The following is a 26,840-nucleotide window of genomic DNA, read 5'->3' on the forward strand; positions in this document are numbered from 1 at the left end:
GATTTATGTCCCAATTGCTTTCCGCTGTGCCATTGACATCACTATCTGGAGTAGGTGCCAAAGTAGCCGAAAAGCTAGAGAAAATCGGCTTAGTGACGGTGCAAGATTTGCTGTTTCACCTACCACTACGTTATGAAGATCGCACCAGAATATACCCTATCGTCAAGCTTCATCCTGGAATTTGGGCCGCTGTGCAAGGCAAAGTGATGTCTGTCGATACCATATTTGGCCGACGTAAAATGTTAACCGTTCGTATCAGTGATGGTAACGGTTCGCTAACGTTACGCTTTTTCAATTTTACAGCGGGGATGAAAAACAATTTTACCGAAGGGAAATTGGTTCATGCCTATGGCGAAATCAAACCTGGCAATGGCGGATTAGAGATCATCCATCCGGACTACCAATTTTACGCTCCAGCGCAAAAGCCTGATATCGAGCCTAATTTAACGCCAGTCTACCCAACCACTGACGGCTTGCGTCAAATCACATTGCGTAATTTAACCGATCAAGCACTTGAACTGCTAGATAAAGCAGCAGTTCAAGAACTGCTACCTTCAGGTCTATACGATCATCAAATGACCATGGGACAAGCGCTGCATATCATTCATCGGCCGCCAGCCGATATTGATTTATCCTTGTTTGATGACGGGCGCCATCCAGCGCAAATTCGACTCATTATGGAAGAACTGCTGGCGCAAAACCTTTCGATGCTCACGGTACGCAGTAAAGGACAACAAGAAAATGCAGTGGCACTGCCTCCAGCAAACGAGCTGAAACAACAACTTTTAGCTCAATTGCCTTTTTCTCCAACTAACGCTCAGGCACGTGTTGTAGGAGAAATTGAACAAGATCTCGCTAAACCACACCCAATGATGCGCTTAGTGCAGGGTGACGTAGGTTCAGGCAAAACCTTAGTTGCAGCGTTAGCTGCAGTAAGGGCCATTGCTCACGGACATCAAGTTGCCTTAATGGCGCCCACTGAATTGCTTGCCGAGCAGCACGCACTTAACTTTGCAAATTGGTTTGAATCTTTAGGCATTCAAGTCGGCTGGCTAGCGGGCAAACTCAAAGGTAAAGCAAAAGAGCAAGAACTAGCGCGCATTGCTAGTGGTGAAGCGCAAATGGTAGTAGGTACTCACGCACTCTTTCAAGAGCACGTCAATTTTCACAACCTTGCTTTAGTCATCATCGACGAACAGCACCGTTTTGGGGTTCATCAACGCCTAGAATTGCGTGAAAAAGGCATCAAACAAGGCGCAGTTCCTCATCAGTTGATCATGACGGCAACCCCTATTCCTCGCACATTGGCAATGACGGCTTATGCGGATTTAGAAACCTCAATTATCGACGAACTGCCGCCGGGACGAACCCCGATTCAAACAGTTGCGATTCCAGACACCAAACGACAAGATATTATTGACCGCGTGCGTCATGCCTGCCTTACCGAGGGAAAACAAGCCTATTGGGTGTGTACCTTGATTGATGAATCGGAAGTGCTTGAAGCGCAAGCCGCGGCAGAAATTGCTCAAGAGCTCCAAACAACACTGCCTGATGTCAAAATTGGTTTGGTTCATGGTCGAATGAAAGCGGCTGAAAAGCAGGAAGTCATGCGAGCCTTTAAAGCCAATGAACTGCATTTACTTGTAGCAACCACTGTTATCGAGGTTGGGGTTGATGTCCCCAATGCCAGTTTAATGATCATCGAAAACCCAGAGCGCCTTGGCTTAGCACAACTCCACCAGCTACGAGGACGTGTAGGTCGAGGGTCGGTCGCTAGCCATTGTGTATTGCTCTATCACGCACCTCTTTCTAAAACCGCCCAAAAACGCCTTGGCGTACTAAGAGAGAGTAATGATGGTTTCGTCATCGCTCAACGTGATTTGGAAATTCGAGGCCCTGGAGAACTACTCGGAACCAAACAAACTGGCTTAGCCGATTTCAAAATCGCTGACTTAGTACGCGATCAACGTCTAGTTCCTGAAGTTCAGCGTATATCACACTATATTTTCAGTAACTTCCCGGACAATGCTCAGGCGATTATTGATCGCTGGATGAACAATCGAGAACAGTACTCGAACGCTTAATACACACCAGATGTCGTTCTGGTGTTAGGCACCAGAACTTCCGCTCAAAATAGTTCTAACTCAATAAATTTAAAATACTTTTTCTTAGGGTGATCTGCCACATCTCCACAGTTGGCATTTTTCGCATCATAAACACTTGTCTACTTGGTCAAGAAATTTCTGTTTTCACACTCGCAAACGTTTGCTTTTCACTCTGAACACTCTATAATCGCCCGCCTGATTTTGAGGATTTGATCAAAAAGATCACCACCTCAAACACTCGATCCTGAGCAGAATCTGAATAACAGCAATCACAGATAAAGAGCTGCTCCACTTTTTCAACCCATTCAGCGTCGAAAAAGCCAGATATTGAAAACTAGGAACTCATTATGACAACCAAGAGCACCGCGCGTAAATCTGATTTGGTATACCAACTCAATGACCGCCCACCACTACCGCAAACTATATTTGCGGCTATTCAGCACTTATTGGCGATGTTTGTCGCTGTTATTACTCCATCGCTGATCATTTGCCAAACATTAGGAGTTCCTGCGGATCAAACCAACACCATCATCAGCATGTCGCTGTTTGCATCAGGTGTATCTTCGTTTATTCAGATTCGAACGATAGGTCCGATTGGTTCTGGCTTACTTTCCATCCAAGGCACTAGCTTTAACTTCTTAGGTCCAATTATTGGTGCTGGCTTATCTCTAAAAGCTGGTGGTGCTGATATTCCAACCATGATGGCATCGATTTTCGGTACTATTTTGGTTGCCTCTCTTGCTGAGATTCTACTTTCACGCGTATTGGAATTCGCACAACGCATTATCACCCCACTGGTCTCTGGTATCGTGGTAACGCTGATTGGTCTGACTCTAATTCAAGTTGGTCTGGTGTCTATGGGGGGCGGTTATTCAGCAATGAGTAATCACACATTTGGTAGCCTAGATAACCTAGCTTTGGCAGGTACCGTGTTGGCGTTAATTGTGATTTTAAACCGTTCACGTAACCCTTATGTTCGCGTCTCTTCAATCGTTATTGCAATGCTAGCAGGTTATGTATTGGCTTACTTCTTAGGGATGGTTAGTACAGATCTTCCAAACACCGAATCTTGGCTTGCTGTACCAATTCCAATGCAATTTGGTCTGCAGTTTGATTGGTCGTTGTTTATTCCGCTCGTGCTGATTTTCTTAATTACAGCACTTGAAGCGATTGGTGACATTACCGCAACGTCTGAAGTATCAGGCGAACCGGTAAAAGGCCCTATCTATATGAAACGTCTGAAAGGTGGTGTGTTAGCGGACGGTGTTAACTCAGCTTTAGCAGCATTCTTTAACAGCTTTCCAAACTCAACCTTCAGCCAAAATAACGGCATTATTATGCTAACTGGCGTAGCAAGCCGTTACGTAGGTTACTTTATTGCTGGGATGCTTGTTTTACTCGGATTATTCCCTGGCGTGGCAAGCTTTGTGCAGATGATACCAGAGCCTGTACTTGGTGGAGCAACCATCGTGATGTTTGGTACGATTGCCGCTGCGGGTGTGCGTATTATCTCTCGTGTTGAGCTTGACCGCCGCGCCATTCTCATCATGGCACTCTCTTTCTCGATGGGCTTAGGCGTGGCACAAAAACCAGAAATTCTACAATTTATGCCAGAGTTCATTAAAAACATCTTCTCAACAGGGATTGCTGCTGGCGGTATTACAGCCATCGTATTGAACCTCATTCTTCCTCTTCATATGGAAGATGATGAAGAGCAAAAAGCATAAGACTCGCACAGAGCAATGTCGGTTAAAGGGGCTTTATAGCCCCTTTTTTGATACTACCGGGAAGCTAATTTGCACACGTAAACCGCCTTCGCTACGATTATTCACCGCCACAATGCCATGATGTTGGCTGACAATACGTCGCACAATCGCCAAACCCAGCCCAGTACCTTCACTGCCCCGAGCTTGGTCTCCTCGTGTGAACGGTTCAAAAAGCTTGTCCACCTGATCTGGTGGAATACCGGGACCATCATCCTCAACACTCATCCAAACCATGCGGCGATCGGCACTCATGCCTGAAGATACCTTGACCCAACCATTACCATAACGGCACGCATTAACCACCAAATTAGTCAGCGCCCGCTTGATCGCAATGGGGTTACCTTTAGCGGCAATAATATCTTGATTCAAAACGCAGTCGAAAGCTTTACCATCTCCATTATTCTCCGCCATGACCACTTCTTCAGCAATGACATTCATGTCTACCGCAACAAAAGCGTCGGTATTCACCGGTTTAAGATAATCCATGAACTGGCTGATGATTTCATTGCATTCTTCTGTATCAGAGATTATGCCTTCAGCTAAATACGAATCTTCCGGCGACATCATCTCTGTTGCCAGACGAATACGAGTTAACGGAGTACGCAGGTCGTGGCTAATGCCCGCCATCAACAGCGCTCGATCTTCCTCTAACGCCTGAATACCTTTCGCCATTTGGTTAAATGCTTGGGTTACAGAACGAATCTCCAATGCCCCTTTTTCCGGTAGTGGTTCAGGGTATTCGCCTTTCCCAACCGCTTTTGCGGCTTTCTCTAACGCAATCAATGGTCGATTCTGCAAACGGATAAATAACCACCCACCAAGCACAATCAAAAATGCCATGATCAAACTATTACGAAATAACGGCGCAAAATCATCTTCTTGTAACTCAGAAAGAGGGATGCGAATCAATTGTCCCGGCAGATTTTCAATCTTAACCCACAGCACATAACTCTTTTTGCCAAGAGCCATACGCACATCGGTAGGTGAGCCAAGATCTTCCGTCATTTCTTTACTCATTAAATCAATACTTACGCCATGACGATACTCTTTTGCTTCAGGGCTATTTTCACTATGAACGGTTACACCGAGTTGATCTAAAACGCGCTGACGCTGCGGAGCATCAAGGGCTAGGTGATTGTTCTTCACCGATACGTCGAGCATCAAGTTGATTTCATGTCCGAGAATTTTATTGAACTGCTGCAAACTAGGCATCAGTGCATAATTAAAGACGGCATAGTAGGAATAGACTTGGCTGGCAATGAGCAGAGTAAAAAACAGTAAAATGGATTGGGTAAAAGAACTACGGACACGAAAACGCATAAGACACCTATGTAGGTCGTATCTTAAAAAGAGAGTAGAGAAGAAAAAGGTGCCCTAAAGCACCTTTATTTATTAGCTTAGCTTACCATCTGGGACAAAGACATAGCCTAACCCCCAAACCGTTTGAATATAGCGTGGCTTGCTCGGATCAACTTCGAGCATTCTACGCAGACGTGATATTTGCACATCAATAGAACGTTCCATCGCTGAATATTCACGACCACGAGCCATGTTCATTAATTTATCGCGAGATAACGGCTCACGCGCATTGAGCACTAGCGCTTTTAATACTGCAAATTCGCCAGAAGTTAATGGCATCGCTTCATCACCGCGAAACATTTCTCGGGTTCCAAGGTTAAGACGAAACTCACCAAATTCAACCACTGATTCTTCTGCGCTAGGTGCGCCTGGTGCCTCTAAAACTTGACGACGCAACACTGCCTTTATACGAGCTAACAATTCGCGAGGGTTAAATGGCTTTGGTAGGTAATCGTCAGCACCAACCTCCAAACCAACAATGCGATCTATCTCATCCCCTTTCGCGGTCAACATGAGAATAGGCAAAGTGCTGTTAGCATTACGCAGACGACGGCAGATAGACAAACCATCTTCACCAGGCAACATGAGATCCAACACCATGAGATGAAACGTCTCACGAGTCAACAAACGATCCATCTGCTCACCATTTGCCACACTACGCACCTGAAAACCTTGTTCGGAGAGATAACGCTCCAACAAAGCTCTTAAGCGAGCGTCATCATCAACAACCAGAATTTTATGATTTTCTTGCATGAAAGCCCTCACCGACTATCGACTTTACCCTGTTATACTAGGACCACAAATGTAACACTGTGATCGAGAGTTAGTACAAAACAATTGTTAACGATTGTTTCCTTTGCTACTGACTTCACTTTCCTTGGATTGGTCAGGCAACTTTATTCCGGTTTTGGATACTCAATCTTATTGATAAACCAAAGTTTCGTGCCTGCAGGGGTGTTCACTTCTACTTCATCATCCACTTCGCGTTTGAGTAACGCGCGTGCCATCGGTGAATCAATAGAGATATAGTTTTTCACTTCACCGTAAATCTCTTCTGGTCCAACAATACGAAAACGCTTAGTTTCACCTTCTTCGTTTTCAATTTCGACCCAAGCACCAAAAAATACTTTTCCTTCTTGTTGTGGGGAATAGTCAACCACTTGGACTTCAGGGAGAAATTTACGCAAAAAGCGCACTCGGCGATCGATTTGACGCAATAAACGTTTGTTATATTGGTAATCTGCATTTTCGGAGCGATCACCTAAACTTGCTGCCCAAGTCACTATTTTTGTGACTTCAGGGCGCTGCTCATGCCACAGGTAATCGTGTTCTTCTTTGAGTTTGTTGTAGCCCTCGCGGGTGATCAGTTTGGTTTTCACTGATATGTCTCACTACTCACGGTAAATGGTAAATATAGTGAGACGTTATCGCTTTTAAGCGTATTTTTCCAGTACTTAGGTCAGGCATAACTCTCTTCGAAATACGGACTACACACCACTTGATTGCGGCCACCATGTTTGGCGCAGTAGAGATTATTGTCGGCAATATCGAGCCGTTGAACGAAAGAGCTACCCTCTTCACTGTAACAAATACCAATACTGGTCGTAATTTGGCATCCTTCATGGAAGGTCAAACAACTGATAGCTCGTCTTAAACGTTCAGCAAATTGCATCACCTGTATTGGCCGAGCATCGAGGGTAATCACCAAAAACTCTTCACCGCCCCAACGTCCCACAACATCATGCTCAGCGGAAAGTGATTTGAGAGTTTGGGCAAAGTCCACCAGCACTTGATCGCCGACTGAGTGTCCATATTGGTCATTAATGTGTTTAAAATGATCGATATCGAGTATCAAAATAGCGTAGCGGTTCGACTCTGCGTATTTTCCCTCATGCACATCGCGCATCGCACGTTCTATACCCCTTCTATTCAATAAATTAGTGAGAGGATCAACCTGAATATAATATTCAAGAGCAACTGCACGAGCTTGGTGGCTATCGTTATCCACTCTCAATTTCAACGCCGTTCCCAACAGCACAACATAGGCGAGATGAGCTATACCGATATTCATCACAACTCCCATGGTGTCCTCTAAAGAATAATGGGAACGCAAAGCGATAAAGTGCCCGACAATGGTCAAGACAAAAACCACAATGGTGGTAGGAACCGCTTTCTTTACTTCCAAGAATAGGTAAGCAATAACATAGTTAAGACCAAGCCATTGCGCGGCGTTAGAAAACAGCCCATTGACGCCAAGATGATGCCAAATACTGGTACTAATCAGGTAACTAGAAACAACGACATAAGCCATGAAGTACAGAGATTGAGGCTGAAACCATTGGCTAAAAGTTAATAGATAAATGACACCAAATAACACCATGCAAATCGGATACGCCCAAGCATCAAAATTAACAATGATTCCGCTAGCTTCGTCCACCATCCAAATAGCCGCAAAACAGAATACCGCAAACACCAATAATCGGCGAAACAACACTGGAGAAAGTGGAGAATATGTTTTGAGCGGCAAATCCAGATTTTCCATAAAGAGCATCTTTGGTTAAAAAAAGAACAATGTAACGTTGTAGGCGGCGCATTATACTGATCTTTAAAGTGAATGACTCTGAAGTTGCTGAAATAACACTCACTTTCGCTTTTATGTCTCACAAATACAGCATCGTTCTTCATTGTTGAGACAAACTCAATCAAACGGAGTGTAAAAGCTTTGCAAGAGGTGACAAATCTGCGTTATTCAACACAAATTCCAGCCCAATCCCTTCCTTCCCCTAGAAAAACAGACTAAAAAGCCCCATACATACAACTTGAATTCCTTATCAAAGAGTTACACGGATGAGCCAAGCTATCTGTAAATTAATTGCTCACGAACTCCAAGTTCGTCCTGAGCAAGTTACTGCTGCTGTACAACTGATTGATGACGGCAACACGGTTCCTTTTATCGCTCGTTACCGTAAAGAGGTAACGGGTGGCCTAGACGACACGCAATTGCGTACTTTGGACAGCCGTCTTTCCTATCTAAGAGAACTCGATGATCGTCGCCAAACCATTCTAAAATCCATTTCAGAGCAAGGTAAGTTAACCCCTGAGTTGGAAAAAGAGATTCTAGAAACCGACAGTAAAACTCGTTTAGAAGATCTCTATTTGCCTTATAAGCCCAAACGTCGTACTAAGGGACAAATTGCTATCGAAGCAGGTTTGGAGCCTTTAGCTGATACATTGTGGAATAACCCACAAACCGATCCAGAACAAGAAGCATCTAACTACCTAAATACTGAACACAATATTCAAGATACCAAAGCCGCTCTCGATGGGGCACGCGCTATCATCATGGAACGGATTGCAGAAGATGCAAACCTGCTTGAAACGCTACGTCAGTATTTAACTCGCAACGCAGAACTGGTTTCTAAAGTGATTGCGGGTAAAGAACAAGAAGGCGAAAAATTCAAAGATTACTTTGATCAACGTGAACAAATTGCCAAAGTACCTTCTCACCGTGCTTTAGCGATGCTACGTGGTCGTAACGAAGGCTTCTTAACTCTCACGATGAATGCCGATCCGGGTCAGGAAGAATCTGTTCGTGAATCGTATTGTGAAACCTTGATTGCTCAGCACTACAACATTCATTTGAACAACGCTCCAGCTGATAACTGGCGTAAACAAGTGATCAGTTGGGCATGGCGCATAAAAGTGTCTATGCACATGGAAACCGAACTGATGAGCGCGATGAAAGAACGTGCTGAGATTGAAGCCATTGATGTATTTGCTACCAATTTAAAAGATCTTTTAATGGCAGCACCTGCCGGTCCTAAAGCCACTCTTGGTCTTGACCCTGGACTACGTACTGGTTGTAAGGTCGCAGTGGTTGATGCCACGGGTAAAGTACTAGCAACCGATACGATTTACCCTCACGCACCGCACAAGAAATATGACCAAGCGATGCAATCTGTGGCTAAGTTAATCAAGCAATTCGATGTGGATTTAATTGCCATTGGTAACGGTACGGCCTCTCGCGAAACTGATGCCTTTGCCGCTGACCTTATCAAGCGTGCTGGTTTAAAAATTCAAAAAGTCACCGTAAGTGAAGCGGGCGCTTCAGTTTACTCAGCATCAGAATTGGCAGCAAAAGAGTTCCCAGAGATGGATGTATCACTGCGTGGTGCAGTATCCATTGCTCGTCGTCTGCAAGACCCTCTAGCGGAGCTAGTGAAAATCGATCCTAAATCGATTGGTGTGGGCCAATATCAACACGATGTAAGTCAGTCTTTACTCTCTAAACGCCTTGATGCGGTGGTAGAAGACTGTGTAAACGCTGTAGGCGTTGACTTAAATACCGCCTCTCCTGCGCTATTAACCCGCGTTGCGGGACTTTCCACGACGCTGGCCCAAAACATTGTCGATTATCGCGATGAAAATGGCCGCTTCCAATCTCGTGCTGAATTGAAAAAAGTGGTACGCTTGGGGCCAAAAGCCTTTGAACAGTGTGCAGGCTTTCTACGTATCATGGACGGGAAAAACCCGCTTGATGCCTCAGCGGTTCACCCAGAAGCCTACCCTGTTGTAAAAAACATTGCAGAGAAAAACCAAAAAGCGGTGCAATCTCTGATTGGTAACAGTGATTTTCTGCGCCAATTACGCGCTGTTGATTATACCGATGACCACTTTGGTGTTCCGACCATCACAGACATCATCAAAGAGTTGGACAAACCAGGACGCGACCCACGCCCAGAGTTCAAAACCGCTACCTTTGCTGATGGCGTTACTGAGATGAAAGATCTCGAAGTAGGGATGATCTTGGAAGGTGTGGTATCGAACGTAGCAAACTTTGGTGCGTTTGTGGATATTGGTGTTCATCAAGATGGTCTAGTACATATTTCTGCGCTGACCGATCGCTTCATCTCTGATCCTCGTGAAGTGGTCAAAGCAGGCGATATCGTCAAAGTAAAAGTAATGGAAGTGGATGTGCAGCGTAAACGCATTGGCCTTTCCATGCGCCTGACCGATGAACCAGGTCAAGATAACCGAGCATCAAGCCAAACTCGCTCTGCGTCATCAAAGCCTGCTGGGCAACGTAACAACAAACGCCAAGACAGCCGCAATGACAATGGAGCCATGAGCGGTGCTTTCGCAGCAGCCTTTGCCAAGGCAAAGCGTTAACCGCTGAAGTACAGATTAACTCACTCATATGTTGGATAAAAAAAGCCCCACGCATCAACGTGGGGTTTTATTTGCTAGTCTTAGAAAAAAACGTGGCAGAAACTTCTTTTCACTACAAGACAGCAATCACTTCTGATGGCGTATTCGGTGCCACAGCATGACCATAATGGAATTTAATTACGGTCCGCCTTCGAGCCATTTTGCCTTCAGTAATCACCGCATCAATGATACGTCTTGGCAAACGAAAACGCATAGCATAGCCTTTACCCTGACTTTCACTGTAAGAAGAAAGTGCCAGTAACTCAAACAACCTATCCAGTTCACCTTGTGGTTCATCGTGATGAGACGCCTGAGTCTCAGACTCTTCATGCGTTTCATAATCTGGATGCTCCGAAGGATCCCAAGATGGGCGGCGTCTACGTTTCTCATCCTCTTTAATCTTACGTTCAGCGTTGGCTTTAACTAACTCTTCAGTTGGCATTACGGGCTCTCTGACCCGATTATCTCTAGCCGCCTGTTCCGTCTGCACATTCACTGATGGGGCGATAAGTGGCACATTGACATTCGTCGGTGACACAATCATAGCGGATACCTCCACAGCATCGCCCTACTCTCGGGAGAAAGGTCTCCCGTTGAGTTAGTTATATATCGACCGTTTATTAAAAAGATTGAGAAATTAGCATGAAATAATTTAGGCTTTCTTAATGTTAATTATATTGGTAAACAAAATCGATCAACCGATCGCAGAATGGCTCTAGCTCTGTCATAAACGGAGCATGTGAAGAATTCGCAAACACCGCTTTATGACTATGTGGATAAAGAATATCTAGCTCATCTGCGACTTTAATTGGCACTAACCCATCTAAGCGGCCATACATACGCAAAAAAGGCTGTTTTACGCTTTTTAACGGCTCACGCACGTCAACATCAGCCAGAATTTTTAAGCCAGCCAACAACGCATCTTGGTTAGGCTCTGGTCGTGTCAGCACTGATTTTTTCAAGAGCTTCACATCTTGGCGTGCAGAAGGGCTACCCATGGCTTGCAAAGCCATAAAGCGATCGACCGTACCATGAAAATCTTGGACAAGCTGCTCGGTAAAGTTATCCAACACTTTAGGCTGAATACCTCGCCACGGACGCTCGGCAGAAAATTTAGGAGATGAAGCCACCGTGATTAACTGGCTTACATATTCTGGATAGTGAATAGCAATATGAGAAGCGACTAAGCCCCCTAGTGACCAACCGACCCATACGGCATTCTTTGGCGCTTGCTGCAAAACGGCTTGAGCAATACTTTCTAAATCAAAAGCTGGCGCATTGGAACTTAAACCATACCCTGGTAAATCAACTATATGCACACGTACATAGCGGCTTAATAGGTCTGCAGTTTGTTGCCATACAGCACCATTCATCCCCCACCCATGCAGCAAAACCACATCCTGTCCGGTACCTGACACTTGCCAGTACAACTCAGTGCTCATTCACAAACTCTCCTACTTTTTTCCACCTTAGCCAGCCAACAAGAAAAGCATAATCAAACCCATTGTCTTGCACTGGTCATTGCTATGGTATCGAATTGGCGACAAAAAACCATCCGCTCACTCACTCCTGCATTATGCCATTTGTGCCGCTTAGCGTTAGCACCAACCGATCAACACTATTTTTGTCATGCTTGTTTGGCACAATTTCCCCTCATGCCGCGCTGCAAGACCTGTGGGCTGATAACGACAAAGCCAGTGGACATGTGCGGCCGTTGTCTAAAAAAGCCGCCAATTTGGCACTCTTTAACTTGTATTGGTGATTATCACTATCCTTTGAGCCAGCTTACCCATCAATTCAAATATCAACGCGCGTTTTGGTTAGCCCCGCCACTGGTGCAGTTGCTTGCCGAACACATTGTAGAGCCAGCTCCTGTGATTGCGGCGGTACCTCTACATTGGCGTCGTTACCTGTGGCGCGGGTTCAACCAAAGCGATCTACTTGCGCAGCAACTGAGTCAAAAAATAGGGTGCGAATACTGGCCTAGCCTATTTCATCGCATTCGTGCCACACCGCATCAGCAAGGGCTATCTCGTCGTCAAAGACTCACCAACTTACAGGGTGTATTTAATTTAACATCACTACCTTATCCTGTTGATCATATTGCAATTATTGATGACGTAGTGACAACAGGAAGTACAGTAAAACAATTGTGTCGCTTATTACTTGATGTTGGCGTACAAAGAGTGGATATTTACTGCTTATGTCGTACTCCTGAACCGTCCGATTCTTGATCGTAAACAAGCCTTACTTAAAAAGGACTGGATCCTATGGTAGACAGGAGTAAAATGAGCCTTAATAGCCTACAAAATTACTCAGGTATTTGTCGTGTCAAATTCAATTACTATTACAGAATCCGCCCAATCGCACTTTGCAAAATTGCTTGGGCAGCAGCCTGAAGGTACTAACATCCGCGTATTCGTGGTTAACCCAGGAACCCAAAACGCAGAATGTGGTGTTTCTTACTGCCCACCAGAAGCAGTAGAAGCGACCGATACCGAAGTACCATTTACAGGTTTCTCAGCATATGTTGACGAGCTTAGCCTTCCTTTCTTGGAAGATGCCGTTATTGATTTCGTAACGGATAAAATGGGTTCGCAGCTAACCCTCAAAGCCCCTAACGCAAAAATGCGCAAAGTGGCAGATGACGCACCACTGATTGAGCGTCTTGAGTATGTTATTCAAACTCAAGTAAACCCTCAATTAGCTAGCCACGGTGGTCATATTCAATTGGTTGATATTACCGAAGATGGCGTTGCCCTTATTACCTTTGGTGGCGGCTGTAACGGTTGTTCAATGGTGGATGTAACCCTAAAAGATGGCATCGAAAAGCAGCTTCTTGCCGAATTTGCAGGAGAGCTGACCGCGGTGAAAGATTCCACCGAACATGATCGTGGTGATCACTCATTCTACTAATGAATGATTTGAAAAAAAGCTGATGCCTTGCATCAGCTTTTTTGTTTTACGCCTGCAACAAAATTTTCAAATGTCCTTGTTTTCTCATATAGTAAAACAAACGATATTAGGAGCCGAAGCATGCCACCAAAACCAGTACCCGAGATCTTGGCCAAACAAACTGTCGCCAAATCACGTTTATTTTCTATCGAGTCGCTGGATTTGCGTTTTTCTAATGGTGTTGAACGTAATTATGAGCGAATGGCTCCTTCAGGACGAAATGCAGTCATGATGGTTCCGATTACGGCTCGGGGCGATATTCTACTGGTACGTGAATACGCTGCTGGTACTGAAAATTACGAACTAGGTTTTCCTAAAGGACTAATCGACTCCGGTGAAACACCATTGGAAGCGGCCAATCGCGAACTGAAAGAAGAAATCGGTTTTGGTGCTGATCGTCTAACACCGCTTAAAGAAGTGATTTTGGCGCCATCTTACTTCTCAAGTCGTATGACATTATTCATCGCTCAAGATCTCTATCCTGAACAACTGGAAGGAGACGAACCAGAACCACTCGAGATAGTACGCTGGCCATTAGCGCAAGCAGAAGAGCTTCTCTCGCACCTTGATTTTAGTGAAGCCCGCAGCATTTCAGCTTTGATGCTTACGCTACGTCATTTAAAACTGGTCGGTGAGTCTCACGATTCAATGTCAAAGGAATAAACATATGCCAACAGCAAAAGATTTATCTCATCTCATCCCTGACGTTATTTCGATTGCTCGCGCCGCTGGGCAACTTATTCTTGATATCTATGAGAACAAGTCATACGAAGCATATACCAAAGCCGACCACACACCAGTAACCAGCGCCGACTTTGCTGCGCACAAACTCGTTACCGAACGTTTGAAAGAGTTAACACCTGATATCCCCGTATTGTCGGAAGAGGCCGCCAACATTGATCTTGAGACTCGTGAGAAATGGGAACGCTACTGGTTAGTCGATCCTTTAGATGGGACACAAGAGTTCATCGCTCGCAGTGGAGACTTTGCAACCATCATCGCGTTGGTCGAACATAACCATCCTGTGATGGGAGTAGTATACGGTCCAGTATCGGGCGTCACTTACTACGCCTATTCGGGTAAAGGGGCGTGGAAAATTCCAGATATGAACGACAGCATTCGTATCAACACTCACAAACACGAATTACCCCATCCATCTATTGCTATCGCTATTAGCCGTCGCCAAGATATTAACCGCATTACCAGCCAGCTTAGTGACGCATGGAATTATGAGTTGGTACCACTTGGCTCTGCTGCACTCAAAGCTTGCTTAGTTGCCGAAGGTGCCGTTGATTGCTATTTGCGTCTCGGACCAACTGGCGAATGGGATACAGCGGCGACACAATGCATTGTGCAAGAAGCGGGAGGCAACATTCTAAACACTCAGTTAAATCCGCTCTCTTACAATGAACGAGATACGCTTGAAAACCCAAACTTCATCGTGTTAGGCGACCCCAACTTGCCATGGAGTGATATTTTGCAGGTTTCTGAGTGAACTCATCTGCCTCACCGTAAAAAGGGACGCTTACTTGCGTCCCTTTTCTGTTAAAAGCGGCCTTGTTGTTGGAAGTGATAACGCCCTTGCCCATCAGGATTCGGCAAATGCTTTAATAAATCGCCCAACTCTTTTGGAAAATCACTGCCCGGTTTAAACCATGCTTGAGCCTGGTAGCGACGGTTAGCTTCAAGCGTTGCCGAAAACTCACTGCTGACTTCTTGGTTACCTTGATTACCTTTTGCTTCAATATGGTTATCTTTGCACGTGACATCTGCAATAACCTGACCTAAGTTGACAGCGCCCACTGGACTACTCAGCGCACCTTTAGTCCAAGCTAATGCTCCTTTCGCTGTCGAACACCATGGCACCGCATATTGATAATCACGCAGTGTCAGCTCAATTTGTCCACTTAAATCCACTGGCTGACGGATATAGCTCGATACTTGATGGGCAGGAATGGAGATCAATAAACTTTCCGCAAAAGGACCATCGAAGTCAATGCCAACCAAACCTCGACCACGCACGTTCATTTCACTGCCTTGACCAAAGCGTGTTGACACTGCAACTTTGCCGGTAAGCAACGAAGCTAAATGCACATCCCAATTTACGCCGCCCAAATCATAACTTAACCATCGGACCTGTTCCGCTTTGCCACGCCATACCGTTCCGGAAACACCATCGATTTTCAATTGGCGAGGCAAAGGCAGGTAGTTCAAGGTCACTGTAGCAGGAAGATGAGCAATCACACTCGCAAAAAAGACCACGACAAGAAGGCTCACCAACGCAATTGTCTTACGCACCTTAAATACCTCTTTTAATTTGAAGACGTTTTACTTCAACCACACCCGGCTGCTTAGCTTGATCAATATCGAGAAATTGCACTGAAATTCCCTGATTTTCCTGCAAGAAAGCGATCCAATTAAGTAATTGATTAAACGACAAAGGCTGCACCCATACCTGCATTGCATCGTCGTTACGAGGTTGAACACGAATCAAGTCGATATTGAAGTCTCGTGTCGAGGTTGCAATTACTTGATTGAGTGGCTGCTGCACCTGACTTTTACCACCTTGCTTACGTAAGGCGGTAATTTGATCAGCTTTATGCGAGACCCAACTTAGCAGTTGTTTTTCTGTGTGAATTCTCATCTGAGCTTGGCTTGCACGCTCTTGCAGCGGCTGCCAAATTCCCCAATAAAATCCACCGATAACCAGACACACAACACCGATGATCACTAAACGCTGCTCGCGTTGAGTAATACTGCCCCACCACTGTTTTGCTTGAGCTAATATAGGATCGAATCGTTTTTTCATCGTCTATTTGTCCTATTTCGCATGCAAGACAAACGAGCCTAATACGGCGTCGCCATCTTTGCTTAATTGGCCTTGTTGCACTTGGTAATGTTCTTCCAACTTCACACGAGCCTGTTCAAAACTTTGAAAGTCGTTACTGGACGCTTCAATACGCAATTCATCTTTTTCACCATCAAACTTGATGCTTTTGATGTGCATTTCTTTCACACTACCGAGAGTGTTAGGAAGGGCTTGCAACCAAGTTAACACACCACCTTCGGTAGCCGAACCAGAAAGCAAACGGACCTCACCTTCCATTTGACGCTTGAGGTAACTTACTGTTGGAATCTTACGCTTACCGGGAAAAACAGAACGGAAAATTCGCTCACTTTCGGCATGATATGCCTGTGCTTGATCTTCGAAACGGTACGCCATAAAAGAGCTGTGTAACAGAGAAACGACCATAAACAGCACAGCGGCAAAAGCTGGTAAACGCCAAATATGCCAATACTTACCCCAAGACGATTTGGTTTTAAATGGCCCCGTCAACAATGACATTCGATGCTCAGTTGCCCCTTGAGCCAATAGTTTCATCACCATATCCGAAGGTTTAACCTCCCATGGCTGATCGCTATCCAATGGCAACTTAGGTAATTTAGTGTAGGCCGTTAGCGCCAGTGGAGAGTGCTCCTCTTTCACCCACTCAGATTCCACCAACACAGGTAACCATGACTCATCAATAGTCACACCTTCCCATTCACCTTTACGAATTAACCATTGTTGGCCTAACTGTGCAGCCGTTAATGGTGTATCAGCTTGAGGCAATGCCAAAACATCGGGCATCACTCGTTTCACACTAATACCCACCTCGTGGAATGCAGCTAAACAGTCTTTTAGCCACTGCGCATCCACTCCAGCAACATAGGCAGTACCATTAAGCTTACCTAACACAGCAAAGTGCAAGTCATCCACGTCCTGTGCAACATCGTCTTCGATCAAATAAGGCAGCATGCTTTCAAATTGTCTGCTCCCACCTTGTGGAATAGGTACTTGTGTTAATACAAGATCACTCGCCGACAACAAAACAAGTGTCGTGCGCTGCACTGCGTATTCCGCTAATTCTTGCAGTTCACTCCAACCGGCTAACTCACCACTTGCAATAACATCTTGCTGATCTGTCGACCAGACTAACCATAAAATGGGTGATTCTTTTTGACTACTCAGCCGAACGGTCAGAAATTCGCTCACTGATTCCTCCATAGCGACGGCGAATGACCGTAGCATTATCTTTATCTTCACTGTAAATCAAGCTGCGCACTCGCAGGCGAGAATCATTAACGACCACTTGTGCATCTAATTCAAAATACTGGCTATTTACGGCCAAGAAGCCTTCGGCCTTACTGCGTACTGTACTGTTAATCGCGGCTATTTGTGGCTCTGCCTCAAAGTCAGAAACACTTGACCAGCCTTTTTTGGGCCGACTACTAATAACGGCTTTCGCGTTTTCCAAGCTTAAGTTCGGACTAAACATCGCCACCAGCAATAAGGCTTGTTTCTCATTAATGGTATTTACATTCAATTGCCATTCAGAAGTAGGGAGAGCACAAAGCATAGGTAGTAGCTGCTGCATCGTCTGCCCACTGACTTGTTGCACCGCGCGCAATTCACTCGGCACAGCCATCAGACCGTTCGGTGGCAAATACGCCGGAGAAAGTGAATCGTAATAACTGTCTTCCACACCATAGGTTGTGCTAACTGTATCGTTACTATCGACAAACTCCCACGTAGAATCAGCAATTATCTCCGCTGTCGCCCCATCAACATTGACATTTTGGAGAAGATTCTCAAAAAACTGTTTCACAAATGGTGTGGAACTGCCCCCTGACGATTCCAACCCATTAAAGGCATTCAAATTAAAACACGCTTGCTTATCTACGATACTCCCAATTAACTCACCATAATCGAGTGGTAACTTTCGATTTTGTTGAGCCCAAGCTTGACTTAAGTTCACCGTATCGCTGTCATCTTTATGACTTTCTTTAATCAATGCAAGAGCAAGGTTTTCTACCCCCACACTATACCAATACGCCTGCTGATAATTGATTTGGTGCGAGGCGCGTTGGAAACGAATAAACATACGCTCCGACATAGAAGCAGCCAAAGACACCATGATCGCCAAAATCAATAACACGACGATAAGAGCAACACCTCGCTGAGAAGATCTATTCACTCTCATCCGTCTCTCCTGACGATGTTTTCTTTTTATCATCACTACCAGCAACCAAATAAATCCGCGTAATGTCACCGTAATCTTGCAGCTTTAATGTCACTTCTACGGCTTTGGGCAGTGAATCTATTTCATCCCACTCATCACTCCACTTCTCGTTGAAGTAGAAACGCATCGACCAACTCTCTACACCAGTAAGCAGCGGCATAACCACTGGGGGCTCGTTGATCGTCGTATCTGGATATTGCCACCACACTCGTTCTAATACATGCTCTTTGAGCCGGTAACCCACTTTGGTCAAATTACCACGTGGAAATTGCTGTTGTGGATTGGGCCATCCCAACCGAATAAACATCACGCCTTGGCTATCGGAATCCAATAAATAACTTTTCCACTGCAAATACCCTTCATTAGAGTCTTTGCCATTAGTGCGAAATTGTCTTGCCGCCATTTGTCGAAAATCGGAGTCCATCATGACAATCGCACGTTGTAGTTCATTCAACCGTGTTGAACGCTCTAGTGAAATATCATTACTGCGCTGAACTTGGTTCAGGACTTGGTAAGCGGCAATACTCATGCTGGCGAAAATCGCCATCGCAACCAACACTTCAATCAGGGTAAAACCTTTAGATAAACGTCTTCTAGCTGCCGACATAGCTACGCACCGTAATCAGAGGGCTGGCTTTTTTATCTTTAGATACCATGACATCAAATGCCTTCAGCGTGCCCGACGAGGTGTTGACCGGCTTGATTTTCCAAAACCAATCTTGCCCAGCCATCGACTCTTTACCTTCTTTTGCCGCAAGCTGCTTAGGTGCCAACATCACCTTAGCCATCTGGTTATCCGCCACTATCGAAGCAAACATTTTTTCTTCTAAATAATTCATGGTGTTAATGTGCTGGCTCACCGCCCGCATCACACTGACCGCCGCCGTCGCAAAGATAGCTAACGCGACTAACACCTCTAACAAAGTAAAACCAGCTGAGAAACGTTTGTTCATTGACGTTCTTCTCCTGGCTCAATTAAACGAATATTGCCATTTGCTTGAGCGGCCACTAACCAAGCATCTTGCGAACTTTGCTCTGGTAGAGAAAAGCTTAATGTGAACGGTGTGGTTTCTCCGCTCGATAAAATAAAAATTTGTGGCGGTAAGGCTTTCTTTTTCTTCTCTTCTACAAACATATTGTCATCAAACAACGGTGTATCAGAGAACAGACGATCATCGTCTTTCGCCCAAGTATCCCCACCCACTTTAAACACCACATTTAAACGGGGATCGATAGCAATGTGAGCGTTAAACTGCAAACGCTCTACGGGTTGCCACCCTTTCTCTGACAGCTGCATAAATTGCAACTGAGGGGGGGACTGTTTTTCATCGACTCGTAATCCGTAGTCCGTTCCCGATAACACAGCTTCCTCATTCAACAACTGCAGTTTTTCAAACGCAGAACGAGCCGTTTTTTCAGCTAAATGATTTTTACTAGTAGGGATTGTTGAAATGACAGCTGCAGAACTCAGTGCTAATAGCACCAGGACCAGCATTATTTCTATCAAGGTAAAACCACGGATAGACTTCATAGGGATACGAGGGGCGAGCATTGCTCGCCCTTGATTGTTATTGATAATCTTGAATATTCCAGTTGCCGATGTCAGAGTTAATTCCGTCACCACCTTCTTGACCATCAGCCCCCAAAGTAAACACATCAATTGTGCCTTTATCACCTGGGCTTAGGTATTGGTAATCGTTGCTCCAAGGGTCTTTCGGTAGGCGTTTAATATAACCGCCGTCACGGTAGTTACGTGGCTCTGGACTGCTAGGTTTTGATACTAACGCTTCTAAACCTTGGTCTGTAGTTGGGTAGACACTGTTATCCAACTTATACATATCTAATGCATTTTCTAGCGCTACAATGTCTGTGATTGCTTTTTGTTGATCGGCTTTTTCTTTGTTACCTAACAAGTTAGGGACAACAACACTGGCCAAGATACCCAAAATAACGACCACAACCATTACTTCAAGCAAGGTAAAGCCGGACTGCTTAGCCGCTGTACGTTTTTTCATATAGACTCCATAAAGCACAAGTCTTGGGTTTCCAAGCTTGTTTACTGACTAACTAAATTATTCATTTCTAAAATTGGCATTAATGTTGCCATTACAATAAACAGCACCAAACCTGCCATAAGAGCGATAAGCGCCGGTGTAAAAATACCCAAAGCAATGTTCACTGCTGACTCAAAGCTAGTATCTTGGTTATCTGCAGCGCGCGTCAGCATTGCTTCTAGTTCACCACTTTGCTCACCACTGGCAATCATATGTAACATCATTGGCGGGAAAAGTTTGGTCTGTTCTAGAGACTTCCTTAAGCTGGCCCCTTCACGGACACTTTCTGCCGCGACCAAAACTTTTTGCTTCACATACTGGTTACTCATAACATCAACTGCAACTCTCATTCCATCAAGAATAGGGATAGCACTTGAGGTACAAATCGATAACGTACGAGCAAAGCGGGAAGTATTTAATCCGCGAGCAATTTTACCAAAGATAGGCATAGAAATGACTTTCTCATCCCATTTCAAACGTATCTGTGGATTACGTAACAAACGGCGCCCGACGGTAATCATGATCAAAATCGCACACAGCAGCTGAATGCCCCAGTGCTGAATAAAATCACTCGACGCGAGTAAAAACTCTGTCGATTCTGGTAAACGCTGCCCCATTTGCACAAACTGACCGACGATTTTGGGCACAACAGCCGCCAAAAGGAAAGCGACTATCGCCACCGCAAAAACCACCAGCACGATCGGATAAATCATCGCTTGCAACAGTTTCGAGCGCATCTTTTGACGGTTTTCCGCATAATCAGCAAGACGTTCTAGTACCGCATCAAGGTGACCGGATTTTTCTCCCGCCGCCACCATCGAGCGAAATAGCTCATCAAAAATATGTGGGTAATCACCAAAACTATCCGACAAGGTATAACCTTCGGTCACTTTGGAGCGCACAGCGGCCATCATTGATCGAATACGCGGTTTTTCTGATTGCTCTGAAACCGCTCTTAAACACTCTTCCAGTGGCATTCCCGATTGCACTAGGGTCGAGAGCTGGCGAGTAATCAGGGCCAAATCCGGTGTACTGATTCCGCGTTGAAAAGTAAATGCACCTCCAGCAGAGGACTGGGATTTCTTGGCTTGGTTTTCGACAACCTCAACCGGAATCAAACCTTGCTCTTTTAAACGTGCGCGAACTTGGCGAGCGTTATCACCTTCTATCACGCCCTTTTTCTGACGGCCTTTATTATCGAGAGCTTTGTAGTCGAACGCTGCCATTAGGACTCCCGAGTCACTCGCATCACTTCTTCAAGGGATGTGATGCCTTTGCGAACTTTATCCAACCCATCCTGACGAATACTTGGCGTGTGAGAACGAATCGCATGTTCTATCTCTTGTTCGCCAGCTTCACCATGAATAAGCGCTTGCACTTGCTCGTCAATCATCAGCAGTTCATGAATACCAGTACGGCCTTGGTAACCTTTGTGATTACAGTCATCGCACCCGAGTGGACGGTACAGCACTAAATCATCACTCGGTGTTAAATCGAACAATTTCTTTTGTTCATCATTCGCTTGATAAGCTTCACGACAGTGAGGACACAAAGTGCGCACCAAACGCTGAGCTAGAACACCCAATAGCGAAGACGAAATCAAAAACGGTTCAATCCCCATATCACGCAGTCGGGTAATGGCACCCACTGCGGTGTTAGTGTGCAGTGTAGACATTACCAAGTGACCAGTTAAAGAGGCTTGTACTGCGATTTGTGCGGTTTCCAAGTCACGAATTTCCCCCACCATCACCACATCAGGATCCTGACGCAAGATGGCACGTAGACCTCGAGCAAACGTCATGTCCACTTTCGGGTTGACTTGGGTTTGCCCAATGCCTTCAATATCGAATTCAATCGGGTCTTCAACCGTAAGAATGTTACGCTCGATATTGTTGAGTTCCTGCAAACCAGCGTAAAGAGTCGTGGATTTACCAGAGCCGGTAGGCCCAGTGACCAGAATGATGCCATGCGGACGAGAGATAAGATGCTGGAAGCGCTGATGGACCTGCTCGGTCATACCTAAGCTAAATAGGTCAAGTTGGGTCGCATTCTTATCCAGCAAGCGGAGTACCACACGTTCACCATGTGATGATGGCATGGTAGAAACACGTACATCAACAGCTCGCCCACCGATACGTAAGGAAATACGACCATCCTGTGGAACACGTTTTTCTGCGATATCCAGTTTTGCCATTACTTTGACACGGGAAACCAGCAGTGGGGCCAACTTACGGCTTGGCTCTAAGACCTCGCGTAATACCCCATCAACCCGAAAACGAATCGATAACACTTTCTCAAAGGTTTCAATGTGTACATCCGAAGCACCTTCTTTGATCGCTTCCCCAAGCATGGCATTGATTAATTTGATGATTGGTGCATCGTCTTCTGATTCAAGCAGGTCTTCGTTTTGGGGTAACTCTTCTGCCAATGAGAAAAAATCATCGCTATCGACACCAATATCTTGCATCAACTGGCGCGCCTCCGAAGAGTCGCGCTGATAGACCACCGTTAATTTACTTTCAAATTCCGACTCTGAGACAGCTTTTAGTGCAAATGAAGTTTTGGCAACTCGCTTAACCTCCACTAAAGCTTCAATAGAGATCGGTGGAACATAACAGAGTTCACTTTCAGTAAACTCTTGATTCCATTCAAGAAGCATTTTAAATCGATTAGCAAAGCTGAAAGGCAATCGGCGTAATGTCGGTTGCACGACTTCTTCCGATAGAATATCACTCATTGCTTCTCTTCCATTTGGTCAATAAAGGCTTGTATTTCAGCAGCATGACGACGCTCATCACCAAATTTTGGTAATACTGGAATTGTTTGATCTTCCATTAGCTTCAAACCTTTTTCAGCTTTGTAAAGCTGCTCCGCACGAATGTAGTTGTATTTACGCTGGGTAATACCATCCGCCGTAACACCATTGCGAATAATGGTTGGCTTGATGAATATCATCAAATTACGTTTCTCTTTCTCGGTACTATTGGAGCGGAATAATTGACCAAGAATTGGGATATCACCCAACCACGGTACTTTTGATTCACTTTCTGCGGTACGGTCATCAATCAAACCACCAAGCACTAACATTTGACCATCACGCACCATCACCGAGGTATTGAGCTGGCGTTTAGCAAATCGCACATCGACTGCGCCACTAGCACCTAGAACACTAGAAACCTCTTGCTCAATATGCAGTTGAACTGAGTCACCTTCATTTATCTGAGGCACCACTTTCAACTTAATACCCACTTCTTTACGGTCAACTGTTTGGAATGGATTACTATTATCAGAACCGGTTGTTGATCCTGTAATAACTGGCACCTCTTCACCAACCACAACAGAAGCTTCACCATTATCCATCACAGTAATACTTGGTGATGACAAGATGTTGGTATCTGATGTATTAGAAACTGCAGTAATAAGCGACTGCCAATCGCCCATCATAATACTCACTGCTGCACCAGTCGTACTTGATAACGTATCGGCTAGGCTAGAATAATCCCCGGACTCCGTCGTATCATAAGCATGACGAACACCGTTGTTATCGTAATAGTAGCTAGTACTGGTTTGATCTTTTGCTTCTTCACTGCCAATCATAACGCTACCGATAGAGGTACCGCTGTTACCATATTGGATAACTGAACCACTCTCCAGCGAGCCCCATTGCACGCCTAAGTTCATACCCGCAGTTTCTGACATTTCCACAATCAGCGCTTCAATCAACACTTGAGCACGACGAATATCCAACTGTTTAATGATGTTGAGTAACGACTTCATGACATCTTGCGGTGCACTAATCACCAGTGAATTGGTTTCTTTGTGGGCTGAAATAATGACCTCACTACGCTCAGCACTACCAGAAGACTTGGTGCTCCCTTTTTTGCTTTTTAACATGCTATCGGAAACACCTTTTAGCACATCAACTAAATCTTCAGCTTTAGCGTATTTCAGGTAAACCACTCGGTTATTACCCTGCACAGCCATCTCAACGTCCATTTTCTCGATCAGAGAACGCATACGAGCACGTACTTTAGGGTCACCAGAAATCAAAATGGAATTAGTGCGCTCGTCAGCAACAAACTTAGGTTGGAGAAATTCAGGCGTGTTCTTAGCATCGTTACTTTTACTCAATGCTTCCACGATACGAACCATTTCTGAAGCTGAGGCATTTTTAAGTTCTACGACTTCAACGTCTTTATCGCCTGCTTGGTCAACGCGGTGAACGATATCCGCGAGGCGATTAACCACAGCGGCACGACCAGTTAACAAAATAATATTGGCAGGATCATAGTGAACAACGTTACCTGCTCCGGCGTTATCGATCAGTTGACGTAATAGAGGAGATAACTCTCGAACAGAAACATTCTTTACCGACACCACTTGAGTGATGACTTCATCACCATCTGCTCGGTCATTATCACCCAAAACAGGGATAGCCGACGTTTTGGCATCTTTCGATTTGACGACTTTAAGAACTCCGTTATCCATAGGAACAACAGCAAATCCGTACACCTGCAATACGTTTAAGAAAAAACTGTAATACTGCTTCTCATCCAAAGTATCGTAACTACGTACATCGATTTTGCCGCGAACTGCTGGGTCAACAATGATGGTTTTTTCTAAATTACGACCAACAATATTGATAAACTCTTGAATATCCGTACCTTTAAAACTGGCACTAAATTCATTCGCCCATGCAGCAGGCGTTAATACGGTCGCGGCGGCAATAAGCCATGTGCTTTTCTTAAGCCAATGCTTCACTGATTACTCCTAGACTTGATGCATCAGATTCACAGCCCAAACTGGATATCTTCTAATTGATTATCCCGCTCAACTGTTAAATTAATTTCTTGTGTATCGGACAAAGCACCTAGAACTTTGGTTAGGGCGTCCGCATCCTTTAAATCCACGCCATTGATCGAAACCGCGACGTCACCATCTTGTAACCCAACCGAATCAAACAAAGCTCGGTCAGAGCCGGCAGACAGACGATAACCTTGAATATCATTACCGTCTTTTACCATGGCTAAACGAACATACTTCAACAACACTTTAGGATCGCTTTCTATTTCCTGATGGATCTTATCTAACTTCTCTTGTAAATCAGCAGACTCATCATTGACCTCTTTATTCCTAACAGGTTCCACACGAAGTGGCTGAGGATTATCTATTGCGAGTTTAGAGTAGTCGACACCATCTAGCATCAGTGTTTCATCTCGACCTTCATTATCCAGGATAACGCGATCAACGAGCACTGCTTTTAACTTCACTCGGGTCCCTTGAATCACCTCATTGATACCGTAAGTATCTTGGGAGCCACGATTCGCAATTACTGCCAAACTCAAAGCCTGATCGGAATTGGCAACAACACCGGCAAGCGTTAAATTCAATCTCGTTTTTGGTGCGTCAACTTTGACATTATTAGCGTTAGTCTGCTGATTAGGAGTGTAATGTCCAAACAAGTCTGCCTGTTTCAACGAATCAATATCAATGTTCGATTCATTTTTACTAACAACAACGTGAGCCGCAGCCCAAGTTGGCACCGCTTTGGTTTCATTAGGAATTAACCATATGATTTCCCCTAAAATCCAAACCGTTGCCACTAAAATTAAGGTCGTTAATGTTTGGCTCGTTGGCGATTGCCAAGGTCGAGTCTTAAACCACGAAGCTACCCCATTGAAGTGAGACAAAAAATGCCAATTTAAATCTATCCGCTCCACAGTTAAGAGAGTCCTTATTTAGAGAGTTGATACAGCAGGAACCTTAAAATTCAAGATATTATAACGCGCGTAAATATAACATAGGGCTATGACATAATCATGTAACCCGATAAATTATGTGCAGCGCTTGAAAATAGACTTTTCCGACTCCATTGTTACCACTAATACAAGTAACAAAACAAATATTAGAGGTATTTTGCCGACATGAGTTCCAATTCTGAGGCAGTTAGACTCGATAAATGGTTGTGGGCAGCTCGTTTCTATAAAACACGCTCCATCGCTCGGAATATGGTCGATGGCGGTAAAGTTCACTATAATGGGCAACGAACCAAGCCGAGTAAAATAGTCGAATTAGGTGCCACCATTACTCTTAGACAAGGGTATGAAGAAAAAACGGTCACTATCGAACAAATTACAGAGCAACGTCGGGGAGCGCCACAAGCGCAAACAATGTATCAGGAAACAACTGAAAGCATTGAAAAACGTGAGAAAAATGCACTAGCACGTAAACTTCACGCAGTGAACCCTAGTCCCGAACGTCGTCCGGATAAAAAACAACGCCGCGACATCCTTAAATTTAAACATCAATAATAGAGAGCCGGAGCTTACT

At 44.9% G+C, this 26,840-nt stretch carries 26 protein-coding genes; 8 read left to right on the forward strand and 18 right to left on the reverse strand.

The genetic code is table 11. The features are described 5' to 3' along the window. The first annotated feature begins 5 nt into the window (after positions 1-5). Together recG and JCM16456_RS14415 are read left to right on the forward strand one after the other, a co-directional pair. On the forward strand, positions 6-2,084 hold the full coding sequence (gene recG, locus JCM16456_RS14410) for an ATP-dependent DNA helicase RecG (protein WP_068715524.1): 2,079 nt from the start codon (positions 6-8) through the stop codon (positions 2,082-2,084). Positions 2,085-2,452: 368 nt separating this feature from the next. Beyond that, entirely contained in the window at positions 2,453-3,832 is a 1,380-nt protein-coding gene (locus JCM16456_RS14415) for a uracil-xanthine permease family protein (RefSeq protein WP_068715526.1), read from the forward strand. 33 nt (positions 3,833-3,865) lie between these two features. Here the strand turns inward: JCM16456_RS14415 and envZ are convergent, their stop codons facing one another. From envZ to JCM16456_RS14435, 4 genes are all read right to left on the reverse strand, one after another. Further along, positions 3,866-5,191 carry a two-component system sensor histidine kinase EnvZ gene (gene envZ / locus JCM16456_RS14420; RefSeq protein WP_068715528.1) on the reverse strand — a complete coding sequence of 442 codons (1,326 nt, stop codon included), beginning with the start codon at positions 5,189-5,191 and terminating at the stop codon, positions 3,866-3,868. 72 nt (positions 5,192-5,263) lie between these two features. Further along, a complete protein-coding gene (gene ompR, locus JCM16456_RS14425) occupies positions 5,264-5,983 on the reverse strand; it encodes an osmolarity response regulator transcription factor OmpR (protein ID WP_068715530.1) in 720 nt (239 codons plus the stop codon). Between the two features lie 143 nt (positions 5,984-6,126). After that, positions 6,127-6,609: a transcription elongation factor GreB gene (greB, locus tag JCM16456_RS14430; RefSeq protein ID WP_068715532.1), complete on the reverse strand. Its 483-nt coding sequence runs from the start codon at positions 6,607-6,609 to the stop codon at positions 6,127-6,129. A gap of 80 nt (positions 6,610-6,689) precedes the next feature. Beyond that, a complete protein-coding gene (locus JCM16456_RS14435) occupies positions 6,690-7,772 on the reverse strand; it encodes a GGDEF domain-containing protein (protein WP_068715534.1) in 1,083 nt (360 codons plus the stop codon). 305 nt (positions 7,773-8,077) lie between these two features. On the opposite strand from JCM16456_RS14435, the gene JCM16456_RS14440 reads away from it, so the two are divergent. Further along, positions 8,078-10,399: a Tex family protein gene (locus JCM16456_RS14440; RefSeq protein ID WP_068715536.1), complete on the forward strand. Its 2,322-nt coding sequence runs from the start codon at positions 8,078-8,080 to the stop codon at positions 10,397-10,399. 112 nt (positions 10,400-10,511) lie between these two features. Here the strand turns inward: JCM16456_RS14440 and JCM16456_RS14445 are convergent, their stop codons facing one another. After that, positions 10,512-10,982 carry an ATP-dependent Lon protease gene (locus JCM16456_RS14445; protein ID WP_068715539.1) on the reverse strand — a complete coding sequence of 157 codons (471 nt, stop codon included), beginning with the start codon at positions 10,980-10,982 and terminating at the stop codon, positions 10,512-10,514. A gap of 124 nt (positions 10,983-11,106) precedes the next feature. Next, on the reverse strand, positions 11,107-11,880 hold the full coding sequence (bioH, locus tag JCM16456_RS14450; protein ID WP_068715540.1) for a pimeloyl-ACP methyl ester esterase BioH: 774 nt from the start codon (positions 11,878-11,880) through the stop codon (positions 11,107-11,109). Here bioH and JCM16456_RS14455 point away from each other — a divergent pair. The 4 genes from JCM16456_RS14455 (at position 11,857) to cysQ (ending at position 14,888) form a co-directional block, all read left to right on the forward strand. Then, positions 11,857-12,672, forward strand: a complete 816-nt coding sequence (locus tag JCM16456_RS14455; RefSeq protein WP_331710504.1) for a phosphoribosyltransferase family protein — start codon at positions 11,857-11,859, stop codon at positions 12,670-12,672. The genes bioH and JCM16456_RS14455 overlap by 24 nt on opposite strands. A 94-nt stretch (positions 12,673-12,766) precedes the next feature. Beyond that, a complete protein-coding gene (gene nfuA / locus JCM16456_RS14460; RefSeq protein WP_068715544.1) occupies positions 12,767-13,354 on the forward strand; it encodes a Fe-S biogenesis protein NfuA in 588 nt (195 codons plus the stop codon). Positions 13,355-13,474: 120 nt separating this feature from the next. After that, on the forward strand, positions 13,475-14,056 hold the full coding sequence (nudE, locus tag JCM16456_RS14465) for an ADP compounds hydrolase NudE (RefSeq protein WP_068715546.1): 582 nt from the start codon (positions 13,475-13,477) through the stop codon (positions 14,054-14,056). A gap of 4 nt (positions 14,057-14,060) precedes the next feature. Then, on the forward strand, positions 14,061-14,888 hold the full coding sequence (gene cysQ, locus JCM16456_RS14470) for a 3'(2'),5'-bisphosphate nucleotidase CysQ (protein ID WP_068715548.1): 828 nt from the start codon (positions 14,061-14,063) through the stop codon (positions 14,886-14,888). A gap of 50 nt (positions 14,889-14,938) precedes the next feature. Here the strand turns inward: cysQ and JCM16456_RS14475 are convergent, their stop codons facing one another. From JCM16456_RS14475 to gspC, 12 genes are read right to left on the reverse strand one after another with little or no spacing between them, the layout of a single operon-like run. Beyond that, a complete protein-coding gene (locus JCM16456_RS14475; protein WP_068715550.1) occupies positions 14,939-15,691 on the reverse strand; it encodes a type II secretion system protein N in 753 nt (250 codons plus the stop codon). A 1-nt stretch (position 15,692) separates the two neighbouring features. Then, complete coding sequence (locus JCM16456_RS14480) at positions 15,693-16,202, reverse strand: type II secretion system protein M (RefSeq protein WP_068715552.1); 510 nt, start codon at positions 16,200-16,202, stop codon at positions 15,693-15,695. Between the two features lie 12 nt (positions 16,203-16,214). Further along, a complete protein-coding gene (gene gspL / locus JCM16456_RS14485; RefSeq protein ID WP_068715554.1) occupies positions 16,215-17,429 on the reverse strand; it encodes a type II secretion system protein GspL in 1,215 nt (404 codons plus the stop codon). Further along, on the reverse strand, positions 17,398-18,417 hold the full coding sequence (gspK, locus tag JCM16456_RS14490) for a type II secretion system minor pseudopilin GspK (protein WP_068715556.1): 1,020 nt from the start codon (positions 18,415-18,417) through the stop codon (positions 17,398-17,400). The genes gspL and gspK overlap by 32 nt, the downstream gene beginning before the upstream one ends. After that, the gene (gspJ, locus tag JCM16456_RS14495; RefSeq protein ID WP_068715558.1) at positions 18,404-19,063 is read right to left on the reverse strand and encodes a type II secretion system minor pseudopilin GspJ; all 660 of its coding nucleotides are present in this window, start codon (positions 19,061-19,063) and stop codon (positions 18,404-18,406) included. Before gspJ ends, gspK begins: the two co-directional genes overlap by 14 nt. Beyond that, complete coding sequence (gene gspI / locus JCM16456_RS14500) at positions 19,050-19,409, reverse strand: type II secretion system minor pseudopilin GspI (RefSeq protein WP_068715560.1); 360 nt, start codon at positions 19,407-19,409, stop codon at positions 19,050-19,052. Before gspI ends, gspJ begins: the two co-directional genes overlap by 14 nt. Next, entirely contained in the window at positions 19,406-19,987 is a 582-nt protein-coding gene (gene gspH / locus JCM16456_RS14505; protein ID WP_068716091.1) for a type II secretion system minor pseudopilin GspH, read from the reverse strand. Before gspH ends, gspI begins: the two co-directional genes overlap by 4 nt. 37 nt (positions 19,988-20,024) lie before the next feature. Continuing rightward, positions 20,025-20,471 (reverse strand): type II secretion system major pseudopilin GspG, encoded by a 447-nt coding sequence (gene gspG, locus JCM16456_RS14510; protein ID WP_068715562.1) that lies wholly within the window; start codon positions 20,469-20,471, stop codon positions 20,025-20,027. A 41-nt stretch (positions 20,472-20,512) separates the two neighbouring features. Next, positions 20,513-21,736, reverse strand: coding sequence for a type II secretion system inner membrane protein GspF (gspF, locus tag JCM16456_RS14515; RefSeq protein WP_068715564.1), 1,224 nt, complete (start codon positions 21,734-21,736; stop codon positions 20,513-20,515). Continuing rightward, a complete protein-coding gene (gspE, locus tag JCM16456_RS14520) occupies positions 21,736-23,247 on the reverse strand; it encodes a type II secretion system ATPase GspE (RefSeq protein ID WP_068715566.1) in 1,512 nt (503 codons plus the stop codon). Before gspE ends, gspF begins: the two co-directional genes overlap by 1 nt. Next, positions 23,244-25,271 (reverse strand): type II secretion system secretin GspD, encoded by a 2,028-nt coding sequence (gene gspD / locus JCM16456_RS14525; RefSeq protein WP_068715568.1) that lies wholly within the window; start codon positions 25,269-25,271, stop codon positions 23,244-23,246. Before gspD ends, gspE begins: the two co-directional genes overlap by 4 nt. Before the next feature lie 29 nt (positions 25,272-25,300). Beyond that, positions 25,301-26,230 carry a type II secretion system protein GspC gene (gene gspC / locus JCM16456_RS14530; RefSeq protein WP_231894406.1) on the reverse strand — a complete coding sequence of 310 codons (930 nt, stop codon included), beginning with the start codon at positions 26,228-26,230 and terminating at the stop codon, positions 25,301-25,303. Positions 26,231-26,434: 204 nt separating this feature from the next. On the opposite strand from gspC, the gene hslR reads away from it, so the two are divergent. Further along, a complete protein-coding gene (hslR, locus tag JCM16456_RS14535; protein ID WP_068715571.1) occupies positions 26,435-26,821 on the forward strand; it encodes a ribosome-associated heat shock protein Hsp15 in 387 nt (128 codons plus the stop codon). Positions 26,822-26,840: the final 19 nt, after the last annotated feature.

The organism is Vibrio tritonius, from assembly GCF_001547935.1.
In the GTDB taxonomy this organism is placed as follows: domain Bacteria; phylum Pseudomonadota; class Gammaproteobacteria; order Enterobacterales; family Vibrionaceae; genus Vibrio; species Vibrio tritonius.